Genomic DNA, 20,924 nt, shown 5'->3' on the forward strand with positions numbered 1-20,924 from the left:
TTAATATCCAAAAAGTATACAAATTTTTATAAAACGTTTATCGTTTACTTAGTTTTTCAAGCAATATATAAATTATACAATGAATTGTAATCAAATTTTAATCTCAATTTGTTGTTCATTCTTGTTAAAATAATAATTTGCAGGGAAATAGTGGATGAGGTTTAAGTAAAGTGAAATAATGAACAATAATGAAAGAAGATAGAAGCGATTCAAGTGATTTATAAATAATCAATGGAGGTTGTGAGTCGATTAAGAAGGTTTAGAAGTTCGTATACATAAAGTAATTTTTAACGTCTTGAATAATTATTTTGAAGTTATCTTATGGAGGGGTTTTTATGGATTTTATACATCATTGGATTGTTAACTTAGGAGTCGACGCCGATATTGCTATTTACTTTTCTACAACGTTGACTATTATCTTAGTTGCGTTACTATGTATTGTTGCCAATTTTTTTACGAAAAAGATTGTTGTCCGTATTATTTCCCATATGGTAAGTAAATCAAAATTTAAATGGGATGATGTTCTTTTAAAGCGAAAAGTCTTTCATAAACTCTCCCATATCGTACCTGCAATCATTATTTATTATTTCGCACCAACTTTTCCTCGTTATCAACATTTTATTGAAAACGGGGCTAATATTTATCTTATCATAGTTGGATTAATCATTATGAGTACGGCACTCGATGCATTTAATGATATTTATCAAACTTATGAAATTTCAAAGATTCGTCCGATCAAAGGCGTAATCCAAATTGTAAAAATTGTAATGGGAATTTTAGGGATCATTCTGATCATTTCCATTTTAATCAATAAAAGTCCATTTATTTTACTAAGCGGTTTAGGTGCACTTTCTGCAGTACTAATGCTTGTGTTTAAAGACTCCATATTAGGACTTGTAGCAGGTGTGCAATTATCTGCCAATGATATGGTTCGTGTCGGTGATTGGATCACGATGCCGAAACATGGAGCAGATGGGGATGTCATTGAAATTTCTTTACATACGGTAAAAGTGCAAAACTTTGATAAAACGATTACGACAATTCCGAGCTATTCGTTAATTTCCGATTCTTTTATTAACTGGAGAGGGATGCAAACAGCTGGTGGTCGAAGAATTAAACGTTCTATTTTTATTGATGTGAATTCCATTTCATTTTGTGATAATGAGATGATCAATAGATTTCGGAAAATACAATTTCTTTCGGATTATATTGATGAGCGATTGGCAGAAATCGAAAAATATAATGAGACACATCATATTGATCGGAGCACACCGGTAAACGGTAGGGCGTTAACGAATATAGGTGTTTTTCGTGCGTATATTACAAACTACTTAAACCATCATCCAGGTATTCATAAAGGAATGACCTTAATGGTAAGACAATTGGAGCCGACTGAAAAAGGTTTGCCTGTTGAACTTTATTGTTTTACAAATACAACCGACTGGGGAGAATATGAAACCATTCAAGGGGATATTTTCGATCATTTGTTTGCGATTGCACCAGAATTTGACCTGCGGATTTTCCAAAATCCGTCTGGACATGATTTTAAAAGTATAAACAATGAAATGAAGCGTTTGACAACATTGGAACATTAAGAATCTAATCTTTTTCGATTCGGATGATTCGATTCCACGTAAGATTTCCTATATAATTAAAAAAACCGTTAAAAAGGAGTGTGTAACGGTGAAAGAAAATCCGAAAAAAGAGAAACATGCGACTCCAATTCAATTCGTTGACTTAAAAGACATACAACTGAATGAAACAGTTGAAGGTTACACTTGTGATGTAAATACGGGAGTTTGTGGTCCGATTTCGAAAAAGAAAGAGGTAAAGGAATGAAAATTACAATTTGGTCTGATTTTGTCTGTCCGTTTTGTTATATTGGTCAATCCCATTTAGATCAAGCATTAAAACATTTTGAACAGGCAAACGATGTAGAAATTGAGTATAAAAGTTTTCTTTTAATGCCTGATGCAAAATATGTATCAGGGAAAAGTTACGCAGAAACGTTTGCTGAACTGAAAGGTTTGTCGTTACAACAAGCTGAAACGATGTTAAACCAAGTGGTGAATATGGGAAAACAGGCAGGTATTGAAATTAATTACGATATTGCTAAACTTTCAAGTACCGTTGATGCCCATCGTGTGTTCCAATTTGCAAAAAAACTTGGTAAAGGGACTGCCTTTTTCAAGCGATTCTATCGCGCTCATTTTTCTGAAGGCGAATTGTTAAGCGATCATGATACAATTGTTCGTTTAGCACGTGAAATCGGGCTTACCGAAGTGGATGTCCGTAACGTCTTGGACGATAAAGACCCATCAAATGAGATGATGCAGGATATTTATGAAGCCCAAAGTGTGGGGGTACAAGGTGTGCCTTTCTTTGTATTTAATAATAAATATGCTGTATCTGGAGCACAGCCAGTTGATACATTTGTACAAGTGTTAACTAAAGTTTGGAAAGAAGAACAAGAGAAAAATTAACGTACTAGTATATTTTGACGTAAGCAAAGTTGCTTACGTCTTTTTTCAAAGAAGTATCGTATTTTAGATATGAAGATACAAGAATTAGATTGGAAATCAGATCGGATGGATTTTGTACAATGGAATGGGTTTCTGGGTGATCCAACCAGGTTTGAATCCTTATTACAAAAAATACCCAGTAATGTAACATTTGTACAATTTCAATACGATAAATTACAACCAGGTATTGATTTTCATTTCGCGAGAGTGGGAATGGAACTTACAATTAATTAAAAAGGGCTATCCTAAAGTCAAGATTTCTCGAAGGAAGAGCCCTTTATAATGTTTTACATTTTATTGATGAACTAACTCTTAAATTTTAGACCATGAAGTGCATGAGCATCTTGGATTTAATATTATTCATAAAGCTCCCAAGCTAGTTTCAAAGAATCCTTAATATATTCCGCCGTTTCTTCAATATCCAAACGGTCTGTTTTAATTTTCGAGTGATAGGTCGAATAAATGGGTTGTCTTTCATAATACAATTTTTCCATTTCTTTCAACGATTTCCCTTGTAAAACAGGACGACTATCGATGATGAGATTGATGCGGTCTTTCCAAGATTCGAATGATAAATCAAGAAATATAATAATACAGTTTTTATAACAAGCTTGTTTAATTTCCTCTTGTAAAAATGCACCACCGCCAAGGGAGATGACTTTCATTTTTTGTTTACTGAAATGGATGACTAACTCTTTTTCTACTTCACGAAAGGTTTCTTCCCCATAAGTTTTAAATATTTTTGTTGTTGGCATTTGAAATTTCTTTTCTATTTCTTCGTCAATATCAATAAAATCTCGATATAATTTTTTGGCGACGGCTTTCCCGACCGACGTTTTGCCAACTCCCATAAAACCGGTCAAAACAATACTTTTTTCTTTAAGAGACATAACGTTTCTCCTCTTTCTCTAATCGCTAATATAATCTTATCTAATAATATAAGGCTTTAATAGAAAAAAATGAAGACACTTTTCTACATCATTTTCAGAACGTATATAAATGATGGCCACGTAAGTTCATATCAATCAGTAATTCATTAATCCGTTCTTGATTTGGCGTTTCTTGTAGTTTTGACTTTTCATAAGCCCTGGTTAGTTGAAGATGATATGTTTCAATTAGCTGCAATGCTTCAGTAAAAGTGTATTTTCCATTACGACAGTCAAGAAGTTCCTGACGATTCGATCGATATGTATGAAAGTCTCCCGTTTCAAGGATTTCGATTGCACTTGTCAAAAGTCTAACTGTATGCATAAAAAGTTTTGTATCGTATTTGTTGTTTTTAGGATTATGACTATTAATTAATTGTTTTCTTTGGGAATAGGCATACCCGGCAAATTTTTGATAAATTTGTTTAGATAAAAATAAATGTCGGTGTTCTATTAGCATTTTTCCTAATTCAGTCAGTTTGATATAATCTTGCCGACGTAAAAATAATAATTCAATATTATTTGGAACACCTTTCATTGCATTTTTTACGAACTTCGTAATATGGAAAATGGTAATATCGGTGTCATCCTTTGTATTTTTAAAATTTTTTCCACCGCTTGTATCGTATTGGTGAAAGGCGTTTAACCCGAAGTAATAATCAAGTGGCGGTATACAAATGCCTTTATAGTCTCGATCAGACTCTGAGGTATTCGTTCCGTAGGCGTAACTGCCAGTTAAAGCCAACAGAATCGTTCGTTCTTCCAGCCACGGGTACTTTGGATGGTTGATGCGCATATGTATTCTCCTTATTAGATGAAGATGAACCTTTTTCTATTATTTTATCGTAGAAACAGTAAATTGTTAAAATTGGGAGGAGGATTATTTATTTGTTTCGTTATTATTTCCATTCGTTAGGTTTATGAATCATCGGTTAGCTGAAAATAGGAGAAAATCCGGTCTTATATGTGAATGTGAAAGAGAAGGTACAAAACCTTCGACTTTTTAGAGGTGGCAGTTTTTTTGTCTGCTGCTCTATTATTTTAGGTGTAAACAGTTGAGAAAGAAAACCTGAAGGGGGAGGCATGTTTATAAATGTCTTCGAAGAGTCGTATAGTTATGAATCGTGCTATAAAAATAGTAGACGATCTTGTAATAAATTGTAGTGGAATAAAGTTTGATCAAAAACACATCACTCGTAACTAAAATACAAGAGCAATTAATTTTAAAAAAAAGAATTAAAATGAAAGATCATATACTTGCTAAATTTTAGGATTGCCCCCGAAATGCCATATGTCAATATTGTAGCAAGTGTCCATGGGCTAGCTCGATCCTTCAAAGCATATTGTAAATCACGAGCTTCACTTTTTTTGTGAAGAGGAGGAAACCCATTGATTTAGGTTTCCTTTAATTCATGTATTGATTAAAAAATTATTTATTAAATTTTGTTTTTTGCCTCTTTCTTTTCAGGAAACTCCATCTTCCAACTAAAATATTCGTTATCAGGATTTTTTTCATATCGTAAATAAGCATCAAACTTATTTCCTTTTTTACTCGTTAGTCCTTTAACCAAAGCGACTCCATTTTTTAACAGGCTTTTTACCATTGTTTTTGTTGGTTTCTTTTTCATTGATGCTAAAAATTTATCATTTTTCCAAATGACAAATTTACAGCCATTTTTCCAGTTATTACATCCAAAGCCTTTTTGCCCTTCAATAATCCCATGCCCACAAAGAGGGCATTTTCCAAGAACCTCAATGATTTTCTTTTCGTTCTAAATTCAGTGATATTAAAAGAAATAGTTTAGATGAAGTAGATTCCCGACATTTAAGTTTTCAGCAACATTGTTTATACTTAATGATAAGTACACTTTTATTCTATGATATAATGCAAATACAAAAATAAAAATGGCTATGAAAAGTTTGAGAATTTTAGGGGGAATAAATGATATACCTAATATAGTGATAGCCAACTTCGATGTTTTAAAAAAATTTAAAAAAATTAACTCAGTAATTACTCTGGGACTGTACCAATATTTTTTATTCCAATAAATACAAATGCAAGAGAAGAAAAAACGAAAAGTAAAAGTAATCTTCTCTTGCCCTATAGGGAATTATTAGGTTTTTTCTTGGTTTTGAAGTTTGGATAAAGTTAATGTGTGTCATTGTAATAAAGTTTCTCACAAATCAACATTAAAAGAAAAAGGATTAATTTTGAAAAAGATTGAACTGATCTCTTTAAGTATTATTCAGGTACAAAACCACGAAGATATTGAAACGACATTATTTTATATCTTGAAAACGAAAAAGGCTGAGAAAATGATGGGTCTTGACTGCAAATGGTTTTTATAACATATACCATGTTTATTTATTGTTAGTATCGCGGATTTTTCTTTTTTAATCTTTTTCTACCTATTATTGAAGCCATCAAGAGAAAAACGGGAGCAATATAAGAAGTTATATTCATATTCTCAAAGTAGACAACAAAAACTAAAATGATAGATAATATACTTGCTAAATTCAACAACATATACGTTGAATTTATTTTCATCCCCTTATTAAATAACTGAGCTATACCAATAAGCAATGTAAATATAGCTAGAAATGTAAGAATTTGGAATAAAATCCCCATTTTATCACCTCAGTATATATTTAATATAGTCTAACCCATAAATATATTATATTCAATGGGTTAGACTTTATGAGAATTATATTATCTACCTCTAATCTCTAATAAGTTAGTAGAAATTATCTGTTTTTTCGACATTAACTTACAAATTCTGTTAAATTTTACAGTAAAGCGTAGGAACATTTTCTCAATATAGAATAAAAAGGGAGAGTAATAGAAAAAGGGAAAAGCTATATTTCTGATTAAGTATGCTCCAAATAGGCACTACCTATATTGTTAGTGTTTCTTATTTGACACCTTATGTAAAAAGGGGAATTGGAATAGTGAAGATTTAAACGAATCTAAAGAAATATTAAAATAATTATGGGTTTGTCGAAACTATTTTAAACTATTAAGACTGGAAACTGTGGTGGTAGAATGATACAGAATGTATTGAAAGGATATCTAAGTTTTATTAAAGGAAAACATTCCAACTATAAATAGTAAGAAAGTTAAAATAAATTCTAATTATTAATTAAGTGTTTGTCATTTTATAGTAGTGTACGTAAATAAACACTGGACGTTATTTGTAAAGGGGGGAGGAAACCCCTCTATTCAGGCTTCCTTTAATTTATGCATTCATTAATCAACATAACTTTTATTAAAAATCACTTTATTTTAAATTTTGTTTTTTGCCTCTTTCTTTTCGGGAAACTCCATCTTCCAACTAAAATATTCGTTATCAGGATTTTTTTCATATCGTAAATAAGCATCAAACTTATTCCCTTTTTTACTCGTTAGTCCTTTAACCAAAGCGACTCCATTTTTTAAAAGACTTTTTACCATTGTTTTTGTTGGTTTCTTTTTCATTGACGCTAAATATTTATCATTTTTCCAAATGACAAACTTACAGCCATTTTTCCAGTTACTACATCCAAAACCTTTCTGACCTTCAATAATTCCATGCCCGCAAAGAGGGCATTTTCCAAGAACTTCACGGGTTTTCTTTTCATTTGATACTTCACTAATAATGATGTCATTATCATTTTTAATTGTTTTAACAGCATTTGTAGTAAAATTAAAAATTAATTTCAAGAAACTTTCCTTAGGAAACTTTTGCTTTTCAATATCAGACAATGTTTTTTCCAATCTACCTGTGAAGTCTAAATCAAATAATTCCTTTACTGGAAATGTTTCAACTAACTTTCTCCCCAGTTCTGTACATATTAAATTTTTATTTTGAGTAGCAATATAGCCGACATCTTTTAATTTTTTTATTGTTTCAGCTCTTGTAGCTGGCGTACCGATGCTATAACCACTTAAAATTGCGGCCATCATTTCCTCACTGTCTTCATTTTCTTTGTCTTTATTCTTGCCGCATGTTTCCATTACCCTTAATAATGTTTTTTCTGTATGGTGTTTTGGTGGTTTAGTCACATGGGAAGACAACTTATGATCTCTAATCTGAACAATCTCATTTATATTGACTAGTGGTAAGATCGTATCTTTGGATTCCATTTTCTCAACCTTTTTCCAACCCTCAACCAACTGTACTTTTCCTTTTGATATAAACAAACCTTTAATATCATTAGTATTAACTTTAGTTATTATTTTAGTTTCCTCGTGTTCAGCAATCGGCATAAACTGCATAATAAAGCGATTTTTTATTGCGTTATATACAATTTCTTCATCCCTAGTTAAAGATTTTGGAATTAAATATGTCGGTGTTATTGCACTATGACTTTCTACTTTCGAATTATCAAAAACACGTTTCTTTTTTGCAAATGTAATTTCATTTTCATAAGGCAATCCTTTTTTTAGATTGTTAAGTACCTTCGCTGCTTTTTCCACTAAGCTTTCTTCTAATACTACACTAGCAGTACGTGGATATGTAATATATTTCTTTTCATATAGAGATTGAGCCACTCTTAGAACTTTATCAGAAGTCCAGCCTTTATATTTACTTGTTATAAAACCTTGTAAGTTCGAAAGGTTAAATAAATATGGGGGATATTCTTTTTTTAGTTCAACTTTTTTATCTAAGATTGTGGCTGATTGATTATTTAAAGACTGTTGGATTACTTCCAAAGTCTCCTTATTTTTAAATTTCTCCTCTTCACCTTCTACATATGTCCCTTCGTATTCTTGACCGTCTTTTGTTATAAATGTAGCAGTTAATTTAAAGTAATTTTCAGGGACAAAGTTTTCAATTTCTTTATCGCGGTCATATATAATTTTTAACGTTGGTAGGAGCACTCTGCCAATATTCAATGCTTTTCCGGAACCCTTCTGATACTTCAATGTGGCTACAGATGTTAAGTTAATGCCAATGACCCAATCAGCCCATTGACGGCTAATACCAGCGTCTAAAAGGGGTCTCATTTGCGTATTTGGCTTTAAGTTTTGCAGTCCTTTTAATACTTCATCTGGTGTCCATTCGTTTAATAATAAGCGATAAACTTGTTTTTTGGTGTTGAGATGATAAATAATTGTATCCCCAATGACTTGTCCTTCACGATCATAATCACAAGCTTGTATTACCGAGTCCACATCATTTCGTTTCATTAACTGATATATAATTTTCAGCTGCTTTTTAGCACCAAGATCTTCTTTTTCTTTATGACGAGGGTCGCTTTTTATTTTATAGCGAAAATGGGAAGGGATAAAAGGGAAATTTTCCATTCTCCACTTTGCCATATTTTCATCGTAATCCTTCGCATCATAAAGTTGTAATAAATGTCCAAATGCCCAAGTAACAATATAGTCATTTCCTTCAAAGTAACCATCTTTTCTATTCTTTATATTTAACGCATCCGCGATGTTTTTTGCAACGGAAGGTTTTTCTGTAATAATAACACTTACCATTTTTACCTCCATTTACCTTCTTTTAGGTAGGGATTTTCAATTTTTTTACAACAGAAATTAAATACACCTAATTTAAATTGGATGAAATTCGTACAAGTTATATATTTCCAGGGAAGTTGAAAAACGCCCGAAAATTTAACGAATACGAACGAATGAAAAAACATTAGAAAATTCTCGTTGTTTTAACAGAATATTGTATAGCCGTAAAGTGTTACCCATAATCAAGTCAACATACGCATGGATATAAGCTTTGTAAAATAAATATCTTTATCAGATTCATCTAGGAGTTTTTGTAAACCTTCTTTAATTGCCTTAGATGAAGGGAGGAAATCCAGAGTCGTCATCGGTTGGTGGGCTCCTGTTAAGTGGAGAATGTTCGAATGATGAGTTCACCTTCGCGCACGGCATCTTCAGTATGAATAATTTTCGTTACTTAGAATCGTTCACTGAAAACTGACTCACTTTATCTATTGGGATTTTCCGGGATCATTGGCAAGGTATCGAGGGTCCAACTTTTCCATTCGGGTTATTCTTTCAGGAGGAACGAGTTCAATTCACCATGTCAGATAAGCTCCATTTGGAAAAAGATCATTTAACATACTTTCTATGGAGCCTTGTTGCTTATTGTTTGAATAATGATGCTAGAGTGCACCCTTGATCGGGTTTTTCAACATTCATTAGCTTCATAGTATACAAAATTGGCGCTGCTAGATTTTTTTCCGTGATATTTATAGACAGTCTTCAGTAAATATAGAGAAGGTAGAAACTGCCTAACAAAATTATAGAATGTACAAGAAAATTTTCAAGGAGAATGTTTAATTTGCATGTACAGTAGGTTTATCAATATGGTTGCTGAACAAAAAATAAAAAGGGGGATCTAAGTAATAAGTTCGTATATTTCTAATTTATCAAAACCTTTCATTGATCTTTTTAATGATGATCAAGGTTCCGAAATAGATCGATAAATCGAGTTGCACTTTTTGATAAGTATCGATTTTTCAGCCAAATTAATGCCGAGTGTGATATTATTTTGGCATCTTGGATGTGAAGGATTTTTATCCCGTTGATATTTTTTCGGTAGATTGTTGATCTTGGTACAACCGTAACTCCGACACCATGGGAAACCAATTCTATAAGAATATCAACATCTGGACACTCACATAGTATATTTGGTTTTAACCCCCGCTTTTCAAATTCATGATTAATAATTTCATATTGACCAATTCCACTTGTACGATGAAGTAGTAATAATGGTAATCTTGCCAGTTGTTCCATTGTAATAGCACCGTTAACAAAATTGTTTTCCATTTTTTCAGGAACAGCAACAACATAATTTTCCTCCGGCAGATGATAATAGGAAAAGATTTCGGACGAAAGTGGCAATCGGACGAATGCAATTTCTATTGTTCTGTTTTGTAATAACTCAGACAGCACAAACGTATCTCCAACGTGAATATTAAAATTGATATTTGGATAATTTTTATTAAAATCTTTTAGTTTTACTGGTAAATGTCCAAAGAATGTTTTTACACATCCGATGGCTAAAGTACCTTTCAGTCCTTCATTTGTATCTCGAACCTCGTTAATCGTTTCATCTAAATAATAAAATAGATCCTTCGCTCTATTATAAAGGACTTTGCCCGCATTCGTTAGTTCCATTGTCCGTCCATTTCTTTCGAATAATCGTACACCCAATTCTGTTTCTAGAGATTTTAAGCTTTGACTTAGAGGCGGTTGAGCCATATGTAATTTTTTTGCAGCACGGGAAATTTGCCCTTCTTGTGCTATAACAAAGAAATAACGTAACTGTCGAAAATCCATAATATCCCCCCTTTAATAATTAGAAAATTCTAAAAACATTCCCAGTAATAGTATATATACTTTTTGAAATTTGTAAAAGCAAAGTATATCTATTTCATATAGTTCATAAATAAAATAAATATTTTAAATATACAGAAAATGGTGTTAATATCAAATTGAGTTGTTGAAAACGCAATCATCTATGCGTTTAATTTCATGAAATACAAGGAGGAATAAAAATGCCTGCCAAAAATGGACAACAGTATATTGAAAGATTAAAAAATGCAAAAAACAATGTATATATGAACGGAGAATTTGTAGAAGATGTAACGGAACATCGAGCTTTTAAAGAAGTAATCAAAACGATGGCAAAGTTATACGATGTTCAATATGAAAAACCAGATAAGATGCTATATACATCGCCAACAACGGGAGAGAAGGTTGGTAAAACATTTATGGTTCCAACAACGATCGATGAATTAATCCAACGCCGTGAAGCAATTGAAGAATGGCAAAATATTACGAACGGAATGATGGGACGTTCACCTGATTATTTAAACGCTGACGTTATGGTTATGGGCCCGGCCAGTGAGTTCTTCGCTGAGGGTGGAGATGAATTGTATGCAGAAAATGCTAGAAAATATGCTGAATTTGCGAGAGAAAATGATTTAAGCCTAACCCATACATTAATTCATCCTCAAGTAAATCGTGCTAAAGCGGTTTCCGAACAAAAAGATGCGAATGTTGCCTTACACATTGTGAAGAAAACAAGTGAAGGGGTAATTGTCGATGGTATTCGGTTATTAGCTACCCAAGGAGCAATTACGGATGAAATTCTGGTATTTCCATCAACAGTCAAGAAATCAAGTGAGAAAGACGACCCATATTCACTAGCATTTGCACTACCAAATAATACACCAGGACTTAAATTTATCAGCAGAGAAGGTTTTGTTTACAATGAAAATAAATTTGATTACCCGTTAACAAATACGTATGAAGAAGGCGATGCTATTGTTGTTTTTGATCATGTATTAGTACCATGGGATCGCATTTTTATTCTTGGAAACTCTGACATTTGTAACCGTTATTATAAAGATACAAATGCTGTAGCCCATATGACACATCAAGTTGTCATAAAAGATATCGCAAAAACAGAATTTCTTCTTGGAACGGCATTGCTTTTAATGGAGTCTATAGGTATTGATGGATTCCAACATGTACAAGATAAAGGGACCGAAATTAAACTCGTTTTAGAAACGATGAAGTCGCATTTATATCGTGCAGAACATAACGCAAAATTAGACAAATGGGGAGTAATGACACCGGACTTTGAAGCATTAGATGCGGCAAGAAACTGGTTCCCGCGCGTATATCCTCGAATGGCGGAAATTTTACGAATTTTAGGTGCTTCTGGTTTAACAGGTATACCAACATATGCAGATTTTAGTAATGAAGAACTTGGAGAAGTATTAGATCGGGCTATGCAAGGTAAAAATGTACATGGTTATGAACGGGTTCAATTATTCCGATTAGTATGGGATTTAACGATGAGCGCATTTGGTACTCGTGAGACTCATTATGAATACTACTTCTTTGGTGATCCAGTAAGAATGGGAATGGCCTATTTTGAAAAAATAGACCGTGAACCATATAAAGCCAGAGTTCGCGAATTTCTGAATAGTTTAAATGTAAAAAAACCAAATTTTGTTAAGTCCTAAAAGATGTTCAACTTTTGTTTTGTAAACAGTCAATGACGGTTAAACAAAGGGGGAAATTACTTGGATAACAAGACTTTTAGAAATGCGATGGGGAAGTTTACAACGGGGGTTACGGTAATCACAACAAAAGTCAATGAAGACATTCACGGTATGACTGCCAATGCATTTATGTCAGTTTCATTAAATCCAAAACTTGTTACCATATCCATTGATAATCAAGCGAAAATGATTGATAAAATCAAGACTTCCGGTAAATATGCTGTCAGCTTTCTTTCAGATGAGCAAGTTGATGTGTCTATGCACTTTGCTGGTCAAAAAAAACTAGAAGGTAGATTTGAGTTTGATTACCTTTTAGATTTACCAGTGATTCCAAACGCACTAGCATCTGTTGTTTGTAATGTATATGAAGCCCATGTTGTAGGGGATCATACATTGTTTGTCGGAGAAGTATTAGACATTGTTGTACGGGATGGCAATCCGTTGACATTTTTTGGTGGAAAGTACGGTCAAAATCTGCAGATAGAGTTTGTGAATAACTAATTTATTTCACCATTTGTTCTACATTGTTGAATTGGAAGATATGGCCTTTGACTTTAACAGAAAAGATTAGAAATATATATTCAATTTCTTTTCTACCATATTTTTCGAAAAAAATTAAGGTAATTAAAGAATGGGGGGATTCAATTATGGGGAACTTTGATATTCTTCGTACTGCTCGTATTGTTTTACATGTAACCGATTTAGAAAAATCTAAAGCTTTTTATGACACATTAGGATTTGTATTGACTGAAGAAGATGAAAACGCTTTATATTATAGGGGTTATGAAGAGCATAATCATCATAGTCTTGTATTAAAACAAAGTGATAAAGCAGCTGTAGAAGCCATTGGTTTTAAAGTTAGATCTGAACAAGATTTAGATGAATTAGAAGCTTTATTTCGTAAACAAGGTGCTAAAGTAAAATGGCTTGATAAGGGGGCCCAAAAAGCGGTTGGTCGGGCTCTTCGGGTACAAGATATTTCTGGCTTGCCAATTGAGTTTTATGCAGAAATGGATGTCGTCGAACGTTTACTACAACGCTACAATCTATATCGTGGTTCAAAAGTACAACGAATAGATCATTTCAATTGTGCTGTATCGGATGTTCAAAAAGCCTATGACTTTTACACAAAAACTCTAGGTTTTGCTTGTTCCGAATATACAGTAGATGAATTAGAAAGAAACTGGGCTTGTTGGTTGCATAGAAAACCAAATGTTCATGACATTGCGTTTATGAATAACTATGGGCCAAGATTGCATCATATAGGTTTCTGGTTACCTGATCCTTTAGCTCTCATTGATACATGTGACATTCTTGCAGCTTCAGGTTATGCAAGTCACATTGAACGTGGACCTGGTCGCCATGGGTTATCAAATGCGTTTTTCCTATATTTAAGAGATCCTGATGGGCATCGAATTGAACTTTATTTTGGTGATTACTTAACGTCTGATCCTGACTTTGAACCGATTAAATGGAATTTAGATGATCCAATGCGTCAAACATTCTGGGGTCATGCTGCACCAGACAGCTGGTTTGAGGAAACTTCGGCCGTTTTAGATATTGAAACAGGTGAAATCGTTGATGTTAAAGAACCGAAATTAGAAAGAAAAAAACCTCAATTTATTATCTAATTTGATGATTAATAAACCTCTGGCATAAAAACCAGGGGTTTTTAGGTGATTAACCATTGCTTGATATTACGAAAATATTTGTTTGGAAGTTTAAAAAAGCTAATCATTCGGACCTTGCTACCATTGAAGTTTAAACCAGAATTAGATGGACGAAGGATATGTGTAGAACATCTTATGAAATAAAAAGGTCGAGAAGTGGTTTGCTCCATCGTAATCAATTTAAGGAACAAGTCTTTTTGTTGGAAAAGTAAATGTTTCAATAGGCTATATTTTGTAACTAGTCAAATATCAAATATTTTTGAAGAAATATTGACAAACAATTCTAAAAATAATAATATCTTTTATGGAGTATATGAAATGATATATTATTTTATATATTATTTTTTGTTTTAATCGGATACCTATTGTTACAGAGGGGGTGAAGGGGGGGATATTATAAAACTACAAAGACACTGAATTTTATGAGTAGAATATTCGGATATGTTTGGTTAAGGTTATCAGAGACGATCTCTGTCTATGTTGAAAAGCTATTAGACACATAAAGCAATTGTAGAACTTGATAATTGGTTCGAGTGATATTCGAAAAAGTTGCTACAATATGTATCTTGCATTGCTGGACAATGATTGTAAGAATAGGGAATTTTTAAAACGGTTATTTTCTGAATATTAAAAATTATTGTAAGCGCTTTAAATTTAAGTTTTATATATATAAAAGAGGTGTAGAAATTGAGGAGATTTTGGAGAAAAGGATTGATTGTGTTCGTTATTATATTTTTAACTGTAATCCTTACATCGTGCCATGCCGTGACTTCCTCTACAAAGGGAGAAAGTAAAAATTTAGTTATTTCTCACTTTTTACCTGGGAACCACCCTGTTCAGCAACAAATTTTCAAGGAATTTGGTGACAAATTAAATGAACATTCCGAAGGACGAATTACATATGATATTTATCCTTCTAATGCGTTAGGGGCGTCAGGATCACAATATGATATGGCTGTGACGGGTGAAGCGGATATTGCCCTTAGTGTTCATGGATATACAAATGGAAGGTTTCCTTTAGTAACAGTTCTTGAATTACCATTTTTAACAGAATCAGCGGAACATGGTTCAAAAATCATTTCGAAATTGTACGAGGAATTTCCTGAACTTCAGGAGGAACATCGTGATACAATCCCGCTATGGCTTTTTACAGCCGATCCCGCACAAATAGTAAGTAAAGAAAAACGAATTGAATATCCCGAAGATCTAGAAGGGTTAAGAGTTCGTTCACCGTCACCTTTAGCAAATGATATTTTGGAACAATTGGGAGCTGTCCCAATCTCAATGCCGATGGGCGATGTTTATGAATCTTTAGAACGGGGTGTCATTGATGTGGCTATGATACCTCTAGAAGCGTTGTACGCCTATAATTTGTATGAAGTCTCAAATTATATTACAGTGGGCCATTTTTCTTCGACTCCATTTTATTCTGTGATGAATAAAAAAACGTACGATAGTTTACCAGATTCTGAGAGAGAGTTTCTCGATAAATTAAGGGGGATGGAATATGCGGTAAAATCTGGTAAAGCTTGGGATATAAGCGGAGAAAAAGGCCGTCAATTAGCAGAAGAACATGGTGCTGAATTTATTGAAATAGAAGGTGAATTATTAGTTGAATGGCAAGAAGCATTAGAACCACTTTATAATCGGTGGATAGACGACATGGAAGAAAAGGGATATCCGGGACAAAAAATTTTAGACCGAGCATTTGAACTCAAAGAAGAAATGAGGGAGTAAAAAAGGTGATCACTTTGGAAAAGATAATTAATAAAACTAGTCATTTTCTTCACTATTTTTCTATGATTGTATTAGGTTTTATGGCGCTACTAATTACTTTAGATGTGCTTGGCCGATGGCTTTTCCGTACACCAATAACAGGCGCAGTTGAATTGGTTGGAAATGGTTTATCTATTCTCATTTTTTTAAGTTTGGCAGTTACTCATACTCATAAAGACCATGTTGTCGTTGATTTTGTTATTGAAAAGCTACCTCAGAAGGTTCAAACAATCTTTGACTCTATTATAAATGTCGTTATTTTTATTATCATGTTCCTTATGAGTACAAGCATTTTTATGTATGCTAATCGTCTTTATCAAACGAACACAATTACTGGTGATTTAGAAATACCGATTTCAATATTTGCGTTTATTTGTGCATTAGGAGCTTTGTTATTTGCATTAATCGCTTTTGTGTATGCATTAAAATCTATTAATAGTGTGGTGAAACAAAATGAGTCCTGAATTTCTCGGTGTACTAGGAATTTTCGTATTGATTATATTATTTCTATTAAAAATACCTGTAAGTATCTCACTCATTATTGTTTCTATGATCGGTACTGGATTAATAAGAGGTTTTGATATCGCATTAGCACAATTAGGCAGAACACCTTTTGATACAGCAAGTAGTTATTCGTTAAGTGTTATCCCACTGTTCATATTAATGGGAATGATCTTGTCTAATTCTGGAATCGGTCGAGATTTATATAACGCATTGGATAATTGGATTGGTCATGTGCGTGGAGGATTAGCAATGGCAACAATTGGGACAGCTAGTATTTTCTCCGCCATTTCAGGTTCCTTAAATGCAACCACAGCCACTGTAGCTAAAATTACACTTCCAGAAATGAAAAAATATAATTACAATCTTGGTCTGTCTACAGCTTGTGTGGCAGCTGGCGGAACACTGGGGGTCCTTATTCCACCGAGTGTAATATTAATACTTTACGGGATTTTAACAAGAGAGCCGATTGGAAAACTTTTAATTTCTGGTATTCTACCCGGTGTGTTACAAATACTTATCTTTATGTTAACAGTATTTATTATTGTTCGCAGGCGACCAGAATATGCACCAGCTAGAACTGGGAAAGCGATGCTAAGTGAACGATTTATTTCTTTAAAAAATATTGTTCCATTTCTTATTCTGTTTTTAATTAGTATCGGCGGAATCTATTTAGGTGTATTTACACCCACTGAAGCTGCAGGAGTTGGTGCGGTCGGATCTCTCCTAATTGCCGGTATTACAAAAAGACTAAACTGGGAGAAGTTGAAAAACTCGTTTGATGAAACGGTACGTATCACAGTTAATATTTTTTTAATCGTTATTGGCGCAACATTATTTGGCCAATTTTTAACAATAAGTGGAATTCCTGTTGTACTTACACGAATCGTTAGTAATCTCCAGTTAAACCCGTACTTTATTTTAGTCCTTATTCTGATTGCGTTGATCATACTTGGTTGCTTCATTGACGGGCTATCCATTCTTGTTTTAACGTTACCCATATTATATCCCATTATTATGGAATTAGGTTTTAATGGAATTTGGTTTGGAGTCATTATGGTATTAGCGACAAATATCGGTGCTTTAACACCACCACTTGGTATTAGCGTCTACGTAATTAAAAGTGTAGCAAAGGAAATACCATTAGGAACAATATTTAAAGGTGTCATACCGATGATTTATGCTATGGTCATTTGTATTCTAATTCTTATAATCTTCCCACAAATTGTTACATTTCTACCTAGTTTTATGAGGTAGCCTATTTAAAAAAGCAATTCACAAAATTTCTTCATTTATACCTGGGAAGAGTGATCGAAGATAGGTCATACTAAATTTAACAAAAACAAACAAAACAGTTTTGAGAAAATAAGGAATAATTGACATTATATATAAAATTATATATAATTACCATACTATGAAACAAAGTAAAAAACAAAAGGCTTACGAGTATATGAAAATGAAAATTGTCGAAGGTCATTATGCGCCGGGGCAAAGGATAGTTATTAATCAATTGGTAAAAGAATTATCGACTAGTGCAATTCCGATTCGAGAAGCCGTTCGTCAATTAGAAGCGGAAGGACTGATTGAATATAAACAAAATATAGGACCAGTAGTAAGTCCTATAAATGAAAACGAGTATGAAGAAACTTTATCTGTATTAGCGTTGATGGAAGGTTATGCTACTGCACTTAGTCAAAAGTCATTTCCCGAAGAAAAAATTACTGACTTAATCACGCTGAATGAAGCAATGAAGGAGGCTTTAGAAGAATTTAATTTTGGAGAATTTGGTAAGTTAAATCGCGAATTTCATTATTTAACTTACAGTACGTGTCCGAATAAATATTTAATAGATACGATAAAAAAAACTTGGGAGCGTCTAGACTCAATTCGTGTCACTGGTTCAACAATAAATCCGAAAAGAGCAAAAGAATCAGTGGCAGAACATGAAAAAATCATTCATTTATTAAAGACCAAAGCAAGCTTTGAAGAGGTTGAATTAGCGGTAAGGTCACATAAATTAAATACATTGAATGCCTTTAAAAAAAATAAAACAAAAATCACAGGTACCACATTTATATAATGAATCGCTTATTAAACATACTAATATTAGTAGTACAGACCTTGGCCAAGGTTTGTGCTACATTTTTTTTAGTAGAAGTGAAGGAAGGTCGGACTGCCTAGGACAATAGATTTAGTATTTATAACAAACCAACTTCACGCCCTTATGTGAACCAGTTTAGTATGTTGGGTCCAAAGAGACCGTATATAAGATAATGGAATCGATAAAGAAGAACTTCTATGATTGGCTAGAGAAGCATTTTTTTTTTGACTTTTTCTAATGAAACATTCCATTCTTATTTCAAATAATGATGATAATGTGTTTTTTATTTTTTATCCTCTAAATTCGGTAGAAATATCTATAAAACTCATAGAAATATAATGATTCCTCCACTTCATATTAAAGTTCAACTTAATACATATTATTTATAATTTCATTAAATCCTTCTAAAATATTTTTTCAACTTTCTAGTTTTTGGGCAACAAAGTTTCCGTAATAACGGTCCCCCTTTATAAGAACGAAAAGTGTCTAATTATATGGCAGCAAACGAATATCTGATTAACACAGTCATCAACATTTGAATGTAATCATTGAGGTTTTTCACCATTTAATACAACATTCAACGACCGACGAAATGACGTCTGTCTTTTTGCGTAACATAATCATTGTTTTGATCATTAAAAATCAGTTTTTCCGTAATATTTTAATGAATAATTCAGGAAGGTTAATTCTGAAAATCCAATAAAAATAGGTTTTAGAATTATAAAGAAAAGAAATGCTTTTAATTGAAATTATATATAATTTTATATATAATTTACACATAAGAATTTGATTAACAATTTAGAATTTTACAATTAAAAAGGGGATGGTAATATGGCTCAACAAACGGTAAGTCAATATGAAGAAATAAAAAAAAGGGTGAAGGATGTAAAGTTATATATTAACGGAGAGTTTGTAGATGCGGAAAGCCATGAGACGTTCGAAAACATAAATCCTTTTAAAAATGAATTCATTAATGAAGTTGCCTCGGGAGATCATGTGGATATTCATAAGGCTGTAATGGCTGCGAAAGAAGCATTTAACATTTGGGGAAGAATGAAACAAAATGAACGATTAGAATATATTTACAAAATTGGTCAATTAATAGAGGAACGCATTGAAGATATAGCTTTATTTGAAAGCTTTGATACAGGGCTACCGATAAGCCAAACAAGAAAACAAGTAGCACGTTCTGCACAAAATTTCCGTTTCTATGCTGACATGGTAAAAAGTCATTTATCCGGTGAAGCATATCAAGTTGATGATGAATTTATAAATTATACCATCCATAAACCGGTTGGGGTTGCCGGATTAATTACTCCTTGGAATGCGCCATTTATGTTAGAAACGTGGAAAATTGCCCCAGCTTTAGCAACAGGTAATACGGTAGTTTTAAAACCTGCTGAATGGTCACCACTATCAGCTAATCTTTTAGCGGAAATCATTGATCAAGCAGGTCTGCCAAAAGGTACATTTAACGTTGTACACGGTTTTGGTGAGACTGCAGGGGCTTCTCTAGTAGCACATCCGGACGTACAATTGATTTCATTTACTGGAGAAACAAAAACAGGTTCCGAAATCATGAAAAATGGTGCTGATACTTTGAAACGTTTTTCAATGGAACTTGGTGGAAAGTCACCATTCATTGTATTTGAAGATGCTGATTTAGACCGTGCCTTAGATGCAGCAGTATGGGGGATTTTCTCCTTTAACGGGGAGCGGTGTACAGCTAATTCACGGTTATACTTACATGAACGTATTGCAGATGAATTTATTGCTAGATTAAAAGAAAGGGTGGATCGAGTCATTGTAGGTGATCCGATGGATCCGAATACAGAATTAGGACCATTAATCCATAAGACGCATTATCATAATGTGAAACGCTATATTGAAATAGCAAAAGACGAAGGTTGTGAGATTTATTCAGGTGAAATACCTGCTGAATTAACAAGCGGCAATTATGTCGCACCAACCTTATTGTTAAATGCAAATAACGCAATGAAAGTTGTTCAAGAAGAAATTTTCGGACCAGTTATGGCAGTGATGACCTTTAAAGAGGAAGATGAAGTGCTTGAACTTGCCAATGATGTTAAATATGGGTTAGCTGCTTACGTATGGACAAATGATATTAAACGAGGTCATCGTGTTTCACAAGCGATAGAATCAGGTATGGCTTGGATTAACTCACAAAATGTGCGTGACCTTCGCACTCCATTTGGAGGAGCAAAATATAGTGGAATTGGGCGTGAAGGTGGATATTACGCCTTTGAATTCTATACCGAAAGACAAGTCATCCATGTTTCCATCGGAGATCATCGTATACCACAATTTGGTAAGAAAGCATAATAGTTTAAAACAAAAACATAAACAAATGGAGGTTGTAAAATATTGAAAAATTATAATG

General features: G+C 33.2%; 17 protein-coding genes and 1 pseudogene. 12 read left to right on the top strand and 6 right to left on the bottom strand.

Features of this window, described 5'->3' with window-relative positions:
- The first annotated feature begins 335 nt into the window (after nucleotides 1–335).
- From OEV82_RS02845 to OEV82_RS02855, 3 genes are all read left to right on the top strand, one after another.
- On the top strand, nucleotides 336–1,595 hold the full coding sequence (locus OEV82_RS02845; RefSeq protein ID WP_263060945.1) for a mechanosensitive ion channel family protein: 1,260 nt from the start codon (nucleotides 336–338) through the stop codon (nucleotides 1,593–1,595).
- Between the two features lie 88 nt (nucleotides 1,596–1,683).
- Nucleotides 1,684–1,839 (top strand): hypothetical protein, encoded by a 156-nt coding sequence (locus OEV82_RS02850; protein WP_173661523.1) that lies wholly within the window; start codon nucleotides 1,684–1,686, stop codon nucleotides 1,837–1,839.
- Nucleotides 1,836–2,483: a DsbA family oxidoreductase gene (locus tag OEV82_RS02855; protein WP_173661525.1), complete on the top strand. Its 648-nt coding sequence runs from the start codon at nucleotides 1,836–1,838 to the stop codon at nucleotides 2,481–2,483. The genes OEV82_RS02850 and OEV82_RS02855 overlap by 4 nt, the downstream gene beginning before the upstream one ends.
- Nucleotides 2,484–2,878: 395 nt before the next feature.
- On the opposite strand, the gene OEV82_RS02860 is transcribed toward OEV82_RS02855, so the two are convergent.
- The 3 genes and pseudogenes from OEV82_RS02860 to OEV82_RS02870 all read right to left on the bottom strand — a co-directional run.
- Nucleotides 2,879–3,412, bottom strand: coding sequence for a shikimate kinase (locus OEV82_RS02860; RefSeq protein ID WP_173661527.1), 534 nt, complete (start codon nucleotides 3,410–3,412; stop codon nucleotides 2,879–2,881).
- A gap of 94 nt (nucleotides 3,413–3,506) precedes the next feature.
- On the bottom strand, nucleotides 3,507–4,244 hold the full coding sequence (locus tag OEV82_RS02865) for a nucleotidyltransferase domain-containing protein (protein WP_173661529.1): 738 nt from the start codon (nucleotides 4,242–4,244) through the stop codon (nucleotides 3,507–3,509).
- A gap of 640 nt (nucleotides 4,245–4,884) precedes the next feature.
- Nucleotides 4,885–5,217: pseudogene (locus OEV82_RS02870) on the bottom strand (topoisomerase C-terminal repeat-containing protein); the annotation flags it as partial.
- Nucleotides 5,218–5,659: 442 nt separating this feature from the next.
- On the opposite strand from OEV82_RS02870, the gene OEV82_RS02875 reads away from it, so the two are divergent.
- Nucleotides 5,660–5,797, top strand: coding sequence for a hypothetical protein (locus OEV82_RS02875; RefSeq protein WP_263060946.1), 138 nt, complete (start codon nucleotides 5,660–5,662; stop codon nucleotides 5,795–5,797).
- A 22-nt stretch (nucleotides 5,798–5,819) separates the two neighbouring features.
- On the opposite strand, the gene OEV82_RS02880 is transcribed toward OEV82_RS02875, so the two are convergent.
- The 3 genes from OEV82_RS02880 to OEV82_RS02890 form a co-directional block, all read right to left on the bottom strand.
- Nucleotides 5,820–6,077 carry a hypothetical protein gene (locus OEV82_RS02880; protein WP_263060947.1) on the bottom strand — a complete coding sequence of 86 codons (258 nt, stop codon included), beginning with the start codon at nucleotides 6,075–6,077 and terminating at the stop codon, nucleotides 5,820–5,822.
- Nucleotides 6,078–6,731: 654 nt separating this feature from the next.
- Nucleotides 6,732–8,918, bottom strand: coding sequence for a type IA DNA topoisomerase (locus tag OEV82_RS02885; protein WP_263060948.1), 2,187 nt, complete (start codon nucleotides 8,916–8,918; stop codon nucleotides 6,732–6,734).
- Between the two features lie 930 nt (nucleotides 8,919–9,848).
- Nucleotides 9,849–10,739 (bottom strand): LysR family transcriptional regulator, encoded by an 891-nt coding sequence (locus OEV82_RS02890; RefSeq protein ID WP_263060949.1) that lies wholly within the window; start codon nucleotides 10,737–10,739, stop codon nucleotides 9,849–9,851.
- A 218-nt stretch (nucleotides 10,740–10,957) separates the two neighbouring features.
- Here OEV82_RS02890 and hpaB point away from each other — a divergent pair, with 218 nt between their 5' ends.
- The 8 genes from hpaB to hpaE all read left to right on the top strand — a co-directional run bounded on the left by hpaB (nucleotide 10,958) and on the right by hpaE (nucleotide 20,866).
- Nucleotides 10,958–12,436 carry a 4-hydroxyphenylacetate 3-monooxygenase, oxygenase component gene (gene hpaB / locus OEV82_RS02895; protein WP_173658417.1) on the top strand — a complete coding sequence of 493 codons (1,479 nt, stop codon included), beginning with the start codon at nucleotides 10,958–10,960 and terminating at the stop codon, nucleotides 12,434–12,436.
- A gap of 60 nt (nucleotides 12,437–12,496) precedes the next feature.
- Complete coding sequence (locus OEV82_RS02900; protein WP_173658418.1) at nucleotides 12,497–12,976, top strand: flavin reductase family protein; 480 nt, start codon at nucleotides 12,497–12,499, stop codon at nucleotides 12,974–12,976.
- 146 nt (nucleotides 12,977–13,122) lie between these two features.
- Nucleotides 13,123–14,106 carry a 3,4-dihydroxyphenylacetate 2,3-dioxygenase gene (hpaD, locus tag OEV82_RS02905; RefSeq protein ID WP_263060951.1) on the top strand — a complete coding sequence of 328 codons (984 nt, stop codon included), beginning with the start codon at nucleotides 13,123–13,125 and terminating at the stop codon, nucleotides 14,104–14,106.
- 726 nt (nucleotides 14,107–14,832) lie between these two features.
- On the top strand, nucleotides 14,833–15,882 hold the full coding sequence (locus OEV82_RS02910; RefSeq protein WP_173658420.1) for a TRAP transporter substrate-binding protein: 1,050 nt from the start codon (nucleotides 14,833–14,835) through the stop codon (nucleotides 15,880–15,882).
- Nucleotides 15,883–15,887: 5 nt separating this feature from the next.
- Entirely contained in the window at nucleotides 15,888–16,385 is a 498-nt protein-coding gene (locus OEV82_RS02915; protein WP_173658421.1) for a TRAP transporter small permease, read from the top strand.
- Nucleotides 16,375–17,679 (top strand): TRAP transporter large permease, encoded by a 1,305-nt coding sequence (locus OEV82_RS02920; RefSeq protein ID WP_173658422.1) that lies wholly within the window; start codon nucleotides 16,375–16,377, stop codon nucleotides 17,677–17,679. The genes OEV82_RS02915 and OEV82_RS02920 overlap by 11 nt, the downstream gene beginning before the upstream one ends.
- A 157-nt stretch (nucleotides 17,680–17,836) precedes the next feature.
- Entirely contained in the window at nucleotides 17,837–18,502 is a 666-nt protein-coding gene (locus OEV82_RS02925; RefSeq protein ID WP_173658423.1) for a GntR family transcriptional regulator, read from the top strand.
- A gap of 852 nt (nucleotides 18,503–19,354) precedes the next feature.
- Nucleotides 19,355–20,866 carry a 5-carboxymethyl-2-hydroxymuconate semialdehyde dehydrogenase gene (gene hpaE / locus OEV82_RS02930; protein WP_263060952.1) on the top strand — a complete coding sequence of 504 codons (1,512 nt, stop codon included), beginning with the start codon at nucleotides 19,355–19,357 and terminating at the stop codon, nucleotides 20,864–20,866.
- The last annotated feature ends 58 nt before the right edge of the window (nucleotides 20,867–20,924 follow it).

Origin of the sequence: Pallidibacillus thermolactis (assembly GCF_025660415.1) — a bacterium.
GTDB lineage: Bacteria > Bacillota > Bacilli > Bacillales > Caldibacillaceae > Pallidibacillus > Pallidibacillus thermolactis.